The organism is Mucilaginibacter sp. (assembly GCF_039921305.1).
In the GTDB taxonomy this organism is placed as follows: domain Bacteria; phylum Bacteroidota; class Bacteroidia; order Sphingobacteriales; family Sphingobacteriaceae; genus Mucilaginibacter.
On the sequence record NZ_JBDSCA010000074.1, the window covers coordinates 1 to 13,366 of the forward strand.

Here is a 13,366-nt window from a genome sequence, read left to right on the forward strand (position 1 = left end):
TTTAAAACAATTTAAAAGTGAGATGCTAACCGAGATCAGGCAGCTTATTAAACCCGAACAAGGCCAAAGCAAACAATGGCTCAAAAGCGCAGAAGTACGCAAACTGCTCAACATCTCACCGGGCACACTGCAAAATTTGCGTATTAATGGGACACTCCGGTACTCCAAGATCGGCGGCATGATGTACTACAAGTTAGAGGACATCACCAAATTATTAGAGGGAGGCCAATCATGATACCGGCAGCAAGCCATCGGGAAGCAGCCGACTATAGCCGGTGGGTCAGGCGCATGAGCGCCGACAGCAGAATGCTGGCAACTCATATGAGCCTGTTCGCTGGCCTGTTCGTTTGCTGGCAGCGGAGCGGATTTGAAAATCCGTTTTCCGTTAACCGAAAAACGCTCATGGCTTACAGCCGGATCGCATCAGTAGCGACCTATCACAAGTGCATCCGGGAACTGGACGAATTTGGTTACATCCGATACCAACCCTCCTACCATCCCAAAGAGGGTAGTTTAGTTTACTGGCCGGATTGGTCAGGCTAAGATTTGCTAAGTCCAAATGCAGCACAAAGGTGCCAGCATCTAAAAGCCCTAACACCCACAGGCGAGTGTAAACGGTACTGGCGGCAAGCCCGCCAGAGATAACGAGGCGGCACCTTTGGTGCCACCGTTTAAACAGCCCGATTATCGCTTGCGATTATCGAAGAACCGCGAAAGCGGCAGGCCGCTTTTGGCGGGGCAGCACCAAAGGTGCTGCTTTAACAGCCTCTGTATATATGGCTTTAGCCATATATACAGATAGCGGAACAGGCCCTTGGCCTGTAAGCGGAGCCAGCTATGTTCCGGCCATGCCGAAACTTGCTGGCCCCCGCTCATGCTATCGCATTCGGGGGGATTTTTTTTGAAGATTTTTTAACGAATTGAAGCTTATGGAAAGTGCAGTTAAAAAGACAATAAGTACGAAAGACCAGGCCCCAATGGGGCGGGTCAATAAAGGCGGCAGGCCCAAAGTGCCGCACAGGCGGCGAGCCACCGTGAGCGTGATGTGTACGCTCGTTGAAAAAAAGATCATCGAGGCCAATGCGAAAAGAGCGGGTACAAACGCATCCGTTTTCCTGCGGAACCTGGGACTGAATACGCGGGTCGAGGTCAGGGTCAAGACCCTGCCGAGGCCGGTTCTGGAAATGCGCGGCACGCTGAATCATATCGCCGCAAACCTCAACCAGATCGCGAGGCGGCGTAACCGGGGCGATGACCTAAATGCGATGGAAAGGGCTTTGCTCGACCAGGATGTGCGAAGCCTGCGGCGCTTAGTGAAGAATATTAACGCCTATGTATTATGATCGGGAAAGTAGGCACAGGCAAGAGTTTCCGGGGCGTGCTGCATTACCTTTTTGAAGGCAGGCGGCAGGAAAGCAAAGAACTGCAAATGCAGGAGCTGGAAAAGAAACAGGTAGAGGTCATTGCTTATAACCAATGCTTCGGCACCCGCTTGGAACTGGTGCGGGAGTTTATTGAAGTGGCTAAGTTAAACCCCGATCAGTCCAAGCCGGTGTTTCACTTTTCTTTAAGCCTCGCCCATAGCGATGCCGGGAAGTTAGGCTTGCAGGATAAGATCGACATCGTTGAAAAACTGGCCGAAAAATTTGATTTTAAAGAGCACCAATATGTAGTAGTAGCGCATCAGGATACCCAGCATGAGCATTTGCATGTCGTGGCAAACCGTATCGGCTTTGACGGTAAGACGGCCAGTGACAGCAACAGCTATAAGCATGTCGCCGAATTTTCGCGGAAGATGGAACTGGAATACAACCTGGAAAAAGTATTAAGCCCGAATAAGTTCTTAAAGCCAGAACAAAGAAAATCGCAAAGCCAGCGGGTAGATAACCGCAAGGAAGTCTTGAAAAATCACCTGCAAACAGCCATCAAACAAAGCAAGGATGTGCAACAGGTCAAGAAGTACATGGAGCAGCGGGGCTACGAAGTGGAGTTAGGCCGGGGCATCGCTTTTACCGATGCGCAGCACGTCCGCTTTAAAGGCAGCCAGGTTGGCTACGCTCTGATGGATATTGAAAAGAAGCTTCAACAGGAACAGGTTTTACGTCAGCAGCAGGAACAAAACAGGCAGTCGCAATTAATAAGGCAGCACCAGGAGGAATTGAAGATACAGCAACAGCAGGAAAAAGAGCAGCAACAGCAGGAAGCGCAGCAGTATACGCCGAGGTTCGGTAGGTGAGCAGGCTAATTATTAGTAATAAATGAATTATTGATTAACAATTTAATGATAATAAAATGAGATCAAATGAAGAATTCCCAATGGATGAAAAAACCCTTGCATCCGTACTGAATGAGAACGTAAGCGAGATCAAGGAGATCAAGGATTATATCAAAGAACAGCAGCAACAGATCGGTCAGCAAAACCAGGTCATTCTCGAAAAGGATAAACAGACGGCAGTACTGATCAACAGTTTTGAGAACAAGTACCAAAAGCTGGAAGTTAACGTGGCTGCGCCAAGCACTTTACCTATTACCAAAATTGCCAGTGAAGGCATAGTTGGCATTAAGGCGGCGGTCATGCAGGGGTTGGCCGATGCATTTGCCAAGAATAGGGTATTGGTATTACCAGCCGATGGCGGCAAGGGCTTTATCAGCATCATGGCTAAACGGGTCATGTACCTGTCAGCCATTGCGATTATTGTCTGCTCTTGCAGTTGGTTTGGCTTCCATTACTGGTATATGGACAGCCAGAACAGCCGGTACCGCAAAGCCTGGTACTGGAATTATCTGATTGCAGATAGCACTAAAAAGCAGAAATTACAAAATCAATTGGACAGTCTGAATGTACCTGCGATCAACAGTTACCGGACAGACAGCATAGAACGTTACGTGGAAATTCAGACCACGGAATTACGGATTAGGCAATTAGAAAGAGAGGCGGACAGTTTGAGGAAAATTAAAGGCAAGCCCTAAAACGATAACTTGAAACACTAAAAGGAAATGAAAAGAAGGTAAAAGCATAATACTAAGTAGTTTATTGCGACATGACTAATGGAAATTAATGTTTTTTTTAAATGATTATTTCTTGAATGTAATTCCATGAATTTAGACTGCTATCTATTAGCAGTATTGACTTTCTGGACTATGAAATAAAGCCCGGCATAACCGGGCTTTGTTTGTTGAATGCGGAGTATAGAAAAATCCTAATTGTGGATCATCAGAGTCCGCGCCAAATTTAAACTCACTTTTTGGGGAACGACTAATTACAAATCATACATTCTCAGTATTTTTCACATAATCACCATTCGTTTTTAATAAATTTTTAGAATACGTGGAATTTATTTTAAAGTAAATACGGCCGTGATTCCAAATGAAATTGGCCTTGTTCCATTCCATTACACTTTTTACATCTGGAAAAAATCCTTTACCATTAAAATTTGCGCTTGTATTACATAATAATGGAATTCCGCTTAGTTTCTTATAATGTGTGAGCAATTCATGAATTGTGGAATTCTGATTGTAGTTTACTGTTTGAAGCCTGGCTGTCCCATCTAAATGACAAATTGCTGGAACTTTGTCTTTCCAGTCCATTCTGACCATGTGCTCATATAACATGTAGGGATCTGGCATACCAGGATCAAATACTTCCATAGCATTTTCTTCTAAACATATTGGAGCTACTGGGCGATAATCCTCACGTCCTTTCATTTCATTCAATAATTTCTTCATTTCAGGGCTAACCGCGGCAGAAAGAATACTCCTATTTCCTAATGATCTCGGTCCCATTTCTGCTAATCCATTCATAAATACTACTGGTTCATTATATTCATATAATATTTTAGCTAATTCTTCAATTGTACAGTCGTTGGATGAATATTCTGATGCTGTATGATCACTTTCCATTACAGGAGGGCCGCTATATACATTCCATTCCAAGGCTCTTTTATTATCACTAACAATCATTTCACAGCAAGCTGTTCCAATAGCACTCCCTGCGTCATTTGGAAATGGTGGAACCCACATCTCGTTAAAAATCCTGCTTTTCCTTATTCCGCTGTTCCATTTAATATTCAGTGAGCTACCACCCGCAAAACATAAATTTTTCAATAGATTAGGTCTTTCTTTTACCTTTATTTCCAGATTTTCAATCAATAGTTCTTGCAAAAAGAACTGGAACGTCGCCAGCATGTTTGCATGTAAGATTTTCTCAGTATCGCAAAATTCTTTAGACCGCCTGGTAAACTCTGTGGTGATTTTCATCACCCGGTTAATATTCATATTTAAGGATTCCTCATCCTCAATTAACTCGTTGTAAATTTTTCTAAACTTATCCATGATCATTGCATCAATGTTCCCCAAAGCAACATACGCCATGACTTTGCCAGCTACCGAAAGATGGTCATTCAATAAATTAAAAGGTTCAAATTCGTGAGAAAAAGTTATATACATGTACCCCATAAATGGGAAAAGATAACCCAGGTTCTCCACAATATTTTCATCATACCTGTAATAAAATAACTGGGGAGGCATTCCGCCATCCCATACTAAAATATAAGAATCCTCTCCTTTTTTTGCAAACGGGCTTGTACAGTAAGTAGCAAAAACATGGCTTGAAACATGTTTATAGCTATTATAAACTAAACTATGAGCAGGAATTTTAAAACTTTCCTGCTTAAGAATATTATCATTTTTTTCTACAAAATGTCCATAATCAGCAAGCTTATCAATCAACAGCGAATTATCTGTTTTTGAAGCGACATTAAAAGACAGCTGTTCTTGCTGATTAAGCGGTAAATGTGCGTTTATTGTATAAAAATCCCAACCATCAAAAACCAACCTGTCAACTTCCTTAAAACTATATCCATGTGATAATAAAATATCTTCTACCTTTTCCCATGTGATTGAAAAGTCTGAGTGTCTTGGCATATTATCAAGTTTTTCCATTTCGTAAGAAAAAATCAATTTGCCATCGTCAATAAGAGCTACCGCTCCATCATGTGTTAATTTAATTCCGCAAATAATCATATTGTTAAATATTGTCTGATTGTGTAAAGGTTTACTATCTTTTTGAATAATCTTACTTTTAGTTTAGGCTATGTTTTCGTCAATATCCAATAATGTCATAGATGCAACAATATCAGACGTAACTCCTTTAATATCTTCATCACAAAATGCATACTCTGATCTTAACATATTATCTGTATGATATAGAATTTCAGAGACGATTTTTTCTCCAGCTGTATCATAAAGTGCGATACATTCATACATTTCAGAAAACAATCGAATTTGTTTTTTTAAATATTTTAACTCTGTATGAATTTCATTAAAATCTAACAAGATTCTTTCACATAAGTAATTCATATTAAGTTTATTACATTTGCAAAAAAGATATTCTAAGCCGATTTTACTAACATTATCTTCTATATTACTTTGATAAAAATGGTGTTTAAATAACTTTTTAACACGATGATCACCAAACGCAAACCACAGGTCTTGTAAGTCGCCGACTGCATTTTCCAAGTCGTCGATAAAATCTACAAGTACCGAAACGTTACAATCTAATCGGTGGTCCTTAAACCTAATAAATGGCTTAATTGGCAACGTATCAAATATATTTCCCTTGTTTGTTATTTGTCCAATACTTGAATATCTATGAAACAAAAGCCTTTCAGATTGAATAGAATTAGAAAACTTTCTTTCATTCCCAAGGTATTTCTCTATAGCTCTCTCACCAGCATGTCCGTATGGTGTGTGGCCGATATCGTGCATAATTATTCCCATTGCAACGTCTTTCCAAAATGATTCATCAAAAACGTTCTTATTGTAGTCCAGCTTCGATAATGTATCAAGAATATTTATCATATTTTTCACATGATCATACCTATTCCTTGTATTTTCGAAAGAATTTATTGGTAGTAATTGTGGGATTCCAGATAGGCGATTAACAAGCGCACTTAAATATATTTCACGAATAGGAAAATCACCAAAGATTGCTGATTTTTCAACAATTTTTGTGATGGCTGAAATATTATAAGATTGATATGTACTGCTGTTCGATTCCATGAAATGTCGAATTATTGCTCCAATCAGGATTGCCTAAATCATAAAGAGGTTTAATCTCCTTAAGCCCACTAAAAAATTGTAAGAATATCTCTTTTATCTGTTCCGTAACCAATGCTGCTGCAAGGCAAGCGTGAATTCCTCCACCAAAAGAAATATGTCTTCTACCTCTTTTTTCAATATTAAATGTTTCAGGATTTTCGAAAATCGATTTATCTCTGTTGGCTGCACCCAGCATTAAATAAATGGAATCTCCTTTTTTTATTGTTTTTCCATGAAGGGAGATTTCTTCTTTTGCATGCCGCGTTATAAATTGAATTGGAGCTTCAAACCTCATTACTTCTTCGATTAGAAGTGGAATGAATTTTTCTTTGTTATCAATAAGTAAATTATAAGCACTCGGATTGGTTAATAAACAATGAAGGCTGTTACCTAAAAGATACTGCGGTACCTTATGACCTCCAAAAATTAAATGGATTAATTGATGTACTACCTCCTCCGGTGTTATTTCGCTCGATCCATTATTTAGCCCTTCAACTAACCCACTTAATAAATCCAATTTCGGAGATGTCTTTCGGCGCTCGATTGCCTCAAGAAAGGCTGTTTTCATTTCAAGAAGGCTTTTCGCGGTACTTTGTGCAATTTGGACATTAGGCGTTGGTGAAACCACAAAATCTTGCATAAAAACGGCAATCGCATCTGACCATTCTAAAAACTTTTTAGGTTCAATGTCTTCTAATCCTAACAATATTCTTAAAATCTCCGCCGAGATTGGGTTGGCAACAGACTTAATAAAGTCAAATCCATTTTTTAAATCACACTCTTCCATTCTTTTCCTGACAAGCTCTTTAATTAGTGGTTTAACTTTTTGAATGTTTTCAAAAATAAAAACATGGTTCATGAACTTTCTGAACTTAGTGTGATCCGGGGCTTCGTTGTATATCATCCAACTTTTTAAAACATTAGTTATTTCTATTACACTGAGATCTGGATCTTTTATATTAAGTAATTTGTCATTGATGAGGTGACCAGTTGTCAACAAGTCAGATTTTAATAATCTCATAATATCATCGTACCTCGTAATTAACCAGCAATTCATATTATTGTATCAGTACACCGGTTCTTCCTCTCTAAGCTCTTTATAAACTTCGTATCTTATTGCGTTAAAATCTGGTGATGATAGATCAAAATTCTTCATATTGTTATTTTAATTTTTTTTAGTTTTTCAGATAGGAGTACAGTTTAACTTTACTGATAAAGAGCAGTTTACAGAGCGAAATGTGAGTATGAGGCAGTTTGAACTTAATCGCTGTTAATTAAAACGTATGGTAGTCATCCTGATAAATCTTCAATACGCCTGAGCGCGACCGTTGTTAGGCATCACTTGTACTGTTCAATAGAAAATAGAATTCGGTAAACAGAGGGGATGTTGACGTTGAGTGCGGTATCTTGGGTTGAAGCATAGTGACAAGGTTTAACTATATATGTTAAGAAATAAAAGATTTAGGTATAAGTATTTTTCCTCAGACTTAATATCATTGGAATTTAAATTAATTAGAGGCTTAGCCAATCATTGCCAATAATTTATAACTGAAAAGAATCAGGATTATGGGTAAGGAAAGTTTAGGATATAAACATATCTAATAATTATTAAATATGCAAATGTATATAATGTTCAAAACTATTTTTCGTTGATGCAAAAAGGATTTTAGAAATCAATTTGCTTTATATCACTACATTAAATTGTCGTTGAGTAGTTAAAATAGTAATAATTGAATTGAAAAAAAGCGTATAAAATTTTAGTTTGTCTGTAATTACATTAATTTATATCCTTGACGACAAATAATATTATACTTAATAGGGCAATAATTTTATGTATACTTTTAAGTGGTTTAGGTCATTTGTTTTTTGCCAAAATCGATAATTGATCTTGGTTTAATGATTTGATTAAAAGACAATACGCTTTTATATTTTAAAATTGAGTTTTTTCCAATGATACAGAACTTGCCTATAACGACATTATCTTCAATTATTACATTATCATCAATGATAGTTTCCGAAGAGATAATAACATTTTTTCCAATTTTACAATTGCTACCTATTTTAACACCGAAACCAATCATTGTACTTTCTTGTATCTCTACTCCGCAAGCGATAAAGCAAGAAGCTCCAATTCTAACGTTGTCACCAATTTTAACATAATCAACAATAAGTTTTCCTCCTTGAATAATGTGTCCACTAATAATGGTGCCATACCCAATAAAAATTTTCTTACCTAATACCAATAAATACGGGTCTAAAAATTTTACGTCCGGCGCAATGATCACAAATAACGGGTTTTTAACACCGCATAATTTATAATATATTAATCTAAGAATATCTATTCTATTTGTTAAGTTATTCAGGAATGATGAACTACAAACAAATTCATGGATAAAATTCTTGTTCAGCCAAAAAAAGAATTTCTTTGAACCAGATTCAATTTTTTCATTATTTATTTTAGGGTGTAATTTTAATACAATTCCAGTAAGAACAATCATTGAGAATGGGACCGTTATCATGAATATCGGGAAGAGAATTATTTTGTGGCTTGAATTTGAAAAGATGATGTAGCTACATGGCAAAAGAGATATAAAGAAGATTAGGCTACGAAGAATTACCTTGTAAAAGATGCTGTTTATAAAGTTGAAAATGTAAGATTTGTTCATTTTTATGTATGTGTTATATTGGTGGTAGTTTGCTCAATTTCCGCAATCCAATTATAAAAATATTCTTGCGGTTTAGTTATTGTTTGAAATTTATCGACTTTATATAATAAATCTGAAATATGGACGAACAAATCAATAGTCGATTTTAAAGATCTCCAGGAACTTTCAACATTGTATTCACCGTAAATCAATTTTAACTTTTCAACAATCACCGGGTCTGCCCATTTCTCAATGAATTTTCCTTTATGCCAAGTTTCAAAATCACTGCCATTAACGTGCTTGGTATATATTGAAATAATGTTTAGCAAGTCTTGTTTCATTTCCGGCTCGATCTCCAATTTTGCTGTAAACAATTCATTTCGCTTTATTTTATAGGCCATTCTGTAAGCATTTTGCCAAAAGCGATTAACGACTACTTCAAAGTCTTTTAATTCAAACGAATATTCTGTTTTATACCCAAATTGGCTTATAATTTTTTTAACCTTTTCTTCAGTATTGTTTTTATCAACAATAAAGTGATATCCCCGATGAAGGTAATATGTAAAACTTAGTATTTGATTTTCAATTTCTTTGATCTTTTTTTTACTAAGTACTGATAAAAAATAGTTCCCTTTTTCTTTTAAAGTCGTAAAGATGAGTATTGCTGACAGCAACTTAGAACTTAAAAATGTTATATCAACAGCAACTTCGTTTTCAAAGAAAATTCTTTTTACAAAAGTTCCTTTTGATATTTCAAATCCGTTATGGAAGGAAACCGATTTATGTATTTCATCGATCCATGTAACCGACTTTTCATATATAAAGGGATCTTTTGTGAATATTATAAAATCGATGTCTGAATATTTGTCACCCTTCTGCTGATTTCTAACTGAAGAACCTATTACTATTATAGATTTTATATCTACTTTATTTTCTGCCCACCTTTTAAATTTTTCAATTAAATCTTCTTTCATTTTTTACTATTGTTACTGTGATAATTATAATATATCATTAACTGTGTCAAGGTTATAACCTTGACACAGTATTATAATCTTCAAAAAATATTGTCTGAAGAAGTATTATGGCACCCTCAAAAGCACAGACGTACCATAAAAAACTTAAGATGGTTTTATCATCTTGAAATAGTAGTGATATTGGTTTTTTTATAATGCCGTTGCATCAATATATAAACGATGTTACTTTAAAACATGATGATTGGTAGCACATAATAATACACATATCTTAACCGCAATGAATTAACGTCCGATAAACCGTTAGTTTAATTGCTGCTACCTTAGTTATTTATATTGATTCGTGTGGTGATCTGTTTAATTGTTTTTGGCGGGCCGGGGTTATAAGTATTTTTCATATAGAATAGGATTGGTTTAGATATGTCAAATATAAAAATATTTAATACTCAAATTGGCAAAAGTCACATGGTTTACGAAAATTTCTCTAACTTTATTTAACAGGATAGAATTTTGTTATTATTTAACTAAATGCGGTCAATCAATCTTAGATAAAAACATACCCCTTCATCCCTTATGTATACTTCTCTTATGCCAAACTCACATTAATAAAATTCTGTATGAAGGTAAAAACTATGGATGCGGCTTCCTTAACACACACCGAGATGCAAAGTTATTTGCATTATACAATTGCACCCCGGCCGATATGTTTTGCATCCACTATTAATAAAAACGGCGACGTGAATTTAAGTCCCTTTAGTTTTTTTAATGTGTTTAGTGTCGATCCTCCGATATGCGTTTTTTCGCCGACAAATAAGGGGCGGGATAACAACACAAAGCATACTCTTGAAAACGTCTTGGAAATACCCGAATGTGTAATTAACGTTGTGAACTATGATATGATTCAACAGACGTATTTAACGAGTAAAGATTATCCGAGAGAAGTTAACGAGTTTTCGAAAGCTGGTTTAACTGAACTGGCTTCGGAAACTGTAAGGCCGCCCAGGGTAGCGGAATCGACCGTTCAGTTCGAGTGTGTAGTGAATGATGTGATATCGTTAGGGAAAAACGGAGGAGCAGGCAATTTGGTTATAGCGGAAGTGAAACGAATTCATATCAGTGAGGATATTTTGGATGCTAATGGCAAAATAGATCCACACAAGATAAATCTGGTGGCTCGTTTAGGCGGGGATTGGTATTGTAGGGTAACCAGCGACAATTTATTTAAAATTGCCAAACCAATCGATAATATTGGACTTGGAATTGGCGTAGATGCTTTTCCTGAAGAGGTTAAAAAATCTAACGTATTAACCGGGAATAATTTGGGTTTGTTAGCTCTTGTTAAAACTCTGCCTTCCGTTGAGGAGGTAGAAGCCTTTAGCAAAACCGATGAAATGAAGGAAATGCTTGATGGTAGTATTGACAGCCAAACCCGCAGCTCACGCCTGCATTTAAAAGCCAAGCATTTATTAGAAAACGGCCGGGTAATTGATGCCTGGAAAGTATTGTTGATGTAGGTTGTACGGAAGATTAATTATCCACGATTTGAAGGTTGCGAATACTTATTAATCAAAGGTATCTATTCTTTTATGTATATCGTATAATTCCACATACACCAGAATGAGGCAGAGGGAAGAGATTAAAATTTCAGTGACACTAAACCCTGTATAAACAAAAAGCGGAGCATCAGGGTATTGCAAAAGGGGAACACCTAAAAGCGGTAGCTGTTGCCATTGAAATGAAAAAGATGGCATCCCTAATGCCCATTACCGGATGAGCCGGTTTTTGAGCTGGTCACTCATCCGTGGTTTCTCTATTCTTTTGCCGCGCTTTTTACTATTGCTAATGGGCAGATCATTATCATTAACTGGATCTGTAAGCGGCTGGATAAAAAGTATAACTGGGAGACACAGTTTTGGCTAAGGCTCGTTTGGCAGCTATTGTTTGGCTTACCGCTTCCTGTTATCGCATCCCTGTTGATCAGCCAGTTGTTCTTTCCTTTCGATGAGCATAGCGCACGTTATGCCTATACTGGCTATATGTTTAAAGAGATCATTAATATGTCCATTAACTTTAACGGCTTATACCTGTTCTGCAATTTCTATTATCACCATCAAACAAAGGCTGTGAAAGAGTCAGCCTCGATTAAAATACAACGGCAACCAAATTATGCTGACTATCTTAACCTGCGGATTTCGGATGAAAAAGAAGAACTACGGGTTCGGGTAAGTGATATTGCCTATATCTATCGCACAAAAACGGGCCCTTTAGTGCTCCGGCGGAATGATGCCAGTCCGGTCATCTTTTGGGAATCACTCGACGCAGTACAAAAGCTACTCGATCCCGATATCTTTTGCAGGGTCAGCCGGACATTTATCATTAGCCGCGATGCAGCCGGTAAAAGGAGAAAACACCCTGACCGGGGCATGACCATAGAACTAATACCACCTTGCGACGAAATCGCCAAAGTCAGCAAGGACGCAAAGAAAGCGGTTGAAGCATGGATCAAAAACGAGGTACGGTCGTTAAAGGATAATGAAACTAAAAGCTAATGCCCCGGCTGCGGCCAGCGGCTGCACGCCACCCGCGATAGAGCGGGTTACCTGCCACCGCCCGCCTCACCTCGCACAGCAACACGGAAATTCGCTGCGCTCATAACCGAGTTGCTTTTCCATTGCTGGTAAAAAAGAAAAAACAAATAAACCAATTACACCACGGTCGCAAAGATAGCCCACGCCGGGATGAAAAGTAAAGGGTACATAAACAGGCGGCTGTTGTTTGATTTTTTATTGGACCGCCTGCCCTTGACATCTCACCCGTCTCCGCGCTTTTGTTGCTTAAGTGGTGAAAATGGGACAGTGTGCGTAATTGACTTGCAGGGCGGGAATGTCCGCTTGTACAACCATTCCGGTGGGTTTGGTTTGCCGGTAAAGCCATTATGATTTATATTTGCAGTTTCTGGCCGTTTAAATGTATAGCCGATACGCAATATTTAAAAGAGTATGACCAAAGCAGATGTGATCGCGGCGATAGCCGCCAAAACAGGGATAGACAAAGAACAAACGGAAACGGTTGTAGAATGCTTTTTTAAAGTGATTAAAACATCCCTGGAAAATCACGAGGACGTATTTGTCCGTGGTTTTGGTACTTTCCTGGTGAAGAAAAGAGCTGCGAAGATAGGCAGGAACATCACAAAGAACACCGCCGTGCATATCCCCGAAAGTTACATTCCGGCATTCCGGCCGGGGGATGAATTTAAGAATAAGGTAAAAGCCGCTGTGCTTGATAAAAATTTGAGCCAAACTACTATATAATAGGACTTATAAAGGTTATATAAGACTTTTATGCTATATACGATAATGCTAAATAGATAAGCATTAAATTTGATAGGTATTAAGATATTTCGTATCTTTAAATCATAAGATTTGCAATTAATCTGTAGCAAGAAAGTGGTGCGTAATTCGGTGCGTAAGCAATTATCCCACTCATAAGACATTGGTTATCAACCCCATTTAGAGGTGTTACAAAACCCTAACTCTCCGCTGACTTCATTAAAAAAGTGTTTAAAGCCATTTAATTGTAAAATTAGATGGCTTTTTTTTTGCTTCAAACTATCAAAACTCGCATACAATCGCAAAACTCTATTGCGTCTTT

General features: G+C 37.7%; 14 protein-coding genes. 9 read left to right on the forward strand and 5 right to left on the reverse strand.

Annotated elements, in window-relative coordinates; all coding sequences use genetic code 11:
• From ABIN91_RS21315 to ABIN91_RS21335, 5 genes are all read left to right on the forward strand, one after another.
• On the forward strand, window positions 1-235 hold a 235-nt coding region (locus ABIN91_RS21315; protein WP_348053640.1), incomplete at its 5' end, for a helix-turn-helix domain-containing protein.
• Window positions 236-306: 71 nt separating this feature from the next.
• Complete coding sequence (locus ABIN91_RS21320) at window positions 307-543, forward strand: hypothetical protein (protein ID WP_348053641.1); 237 nt, start codon at window positions 307-309, stop codon at window positions 541-543.
• Between the two features lie 386 nt (window positions 544-929).
• Window positions 930-1,343 carry a hypothetical protein gene (locus ABIN91_RS21325; RefSeq protein WP_348053642.1) on the forward strand — a complete coding sequence of 138 codons (414 nt, stop codon included), beginning with the start codon at window positions 930-932 and terminating at the stop codon, window positions 1,341-1,343.
• Window positions 1,340-2,236: a relaxase/mobilization nuclease domain-containing protein gene (locus ABIN91_RS21330; RefSeq protein WP_348053643.1), complete on the forward strand. Its 897-nt coding sequence runs from the start codon at window positions 1,340-1,342 to the stop codon at window positions 2,234-2,236. The genes ABIN91_RS21325 and ABIN91_RS21330 overlap by 4 nt, the downstream gene beginning before the upstream one ends.
• Window positions 2,237-2,292: 56 nt before the next feature.
• A complete protein-coding gene (locus ABIN91_RS21335) occupies window positions 2,293-2,970 on the forward strand; it encodes a hypothetical protein (protein WP_348053644.1) in 678 nt (225 codons plus the stop codon).
• Window positions 2,971-3,267: 297 nt separating this feature from the next.
• Here ABIN91_RS21335 and ABIN91_RS21340 read toward each other — a convergent pair whose 3' ends face one another.
• The 5 genes from ABIN91_RS21340 to ABIN91_RS21360 all read right to left on the reverse strand — a co-directional run bounded on the left by ABIN91_RS21340 (window position 3,268) and on the right by ABIN91_RS21360 (window position 9,718).
• A complete protein-coding gene (locus tag ABIN91_RS21340; RefSeq protein ID WP_348053645.1) occupies window positions 3,268-5,022 on the reverse strand; it encodes a carbamoyltransferase N-terminal domain-containing protein in 1,755 nt (584 codons plus the stop codon).
• Between the two features lie 63 nt (window positions 5,023-5,085).
• Window positions 5,086-6,060 carry a hypothetical protein gene (locus tag ABIN91_RS21345; protein ID WP_348053646.1) on the reverse strand — a complete coding sequence of 325 codons (975 nt, stop codon included), beginning with the start codon at window positions 6,058-6,060 and terminating at the stop codon, window positions 5,086-5,088.
• Complete coding sequence (locus tag ABIN91_RS21350; RefSeq protein ID WP_348053647.1) at window positions 6,026-7,120, reverse strand: cytochrome P450; 1,095 nt, start codon at window positions 7,118-7,120, stop codon at window positions 6,026-6,028. Before ABIN91_RS21350 ends, ABIN91_RS21345 begins: the two co-directional genes overlap by 35 nt.
• An 829-nt stretch (window positions 7,121-7,949) precedes the next feature.
• Window positions 7,950-8,597, reverse strand: a complete 648-nt coding sequence (locus tag ABIN91_RS21355; protein ID WP_348053648.1) for a DapH/DapD/GlmU-related protein — start codon at window positions 8,595-8,597, stop codon at window positions 7,950-7,952.
• A gap of 170 nt (window positions 8,598-8,767) precedes the next feature.
• Window positions 8,768-9,718 (reverse strand): aminoglycoside 6-adenylyltransferase, encoded by a 951-nt coding sequence (locus ABIN91_RS21360; RefSeq protein WP_348053649.1) that lies wholly within the window; start codon window positions 9,716-9,718, stop codon window positions 8,768-8,770.
• Between the two features lie 614 nt (window positions 9,719-10,332).
• Here ABIN91_RS21360 and ABIN91_RS21365 point away from each other — a divergent pair.
• From ABIN91_RS21365 to ABIN91_RS21380, 4 genes are all read left to right on the forward strand, one after another.
• Window positions 10,333-11,229, forward strand: coding sequence for a flavin reductase family protein (locus tag ABIN91_RS21365; RefSeq protein WP_348053650.1), 897 nt, complete (start codon window positions 10,333-10,335; stop codon window positions 11,227-11,229).
• A gap of 423 nt (window positions 11,230-11,652) precedes the next feature.
• Complete coding sequence (locus tag ABIN91_RS21370) at window positions 11,653-12,264, forward strand: LytTR family transcriptional regulator DNA-binding domain-containing protein (protein ID WP_348053651.1); 612 nt, start codon at window positions 11,653-11,655, stop codon at window positions 12,262-12,264.
• Window positions 12,248-12,370 (forward strand): hypothetical protein, encoded by a 123-nt coding sequence (locus ABIN91_RS21375; protein ID WP_348053652.1) that lies wholly within the window; start codon window positions 12,248-12,250, stop codon window positions 12,368-12,370. Before ABIN91_RS21370 ends, ABIN91_RS21375 begins: the two co-directional genes overlap by 17 nt.
• 344 nt (window positions 12,371-12,714) lie before the next feature.
• Window positions 12,715-13,026, forward strand: a complete 312-nt coding sequence (locus tag ABIN91_RS21380; protein ID WP_348053653.1) for an HU family DNA-binding protein — start codon at window positions 12,715-12,717, stop codon at window positions 13,024-13,026.
• Window positions 13,027-13,366: the final 340 nt, after the last annotated feature.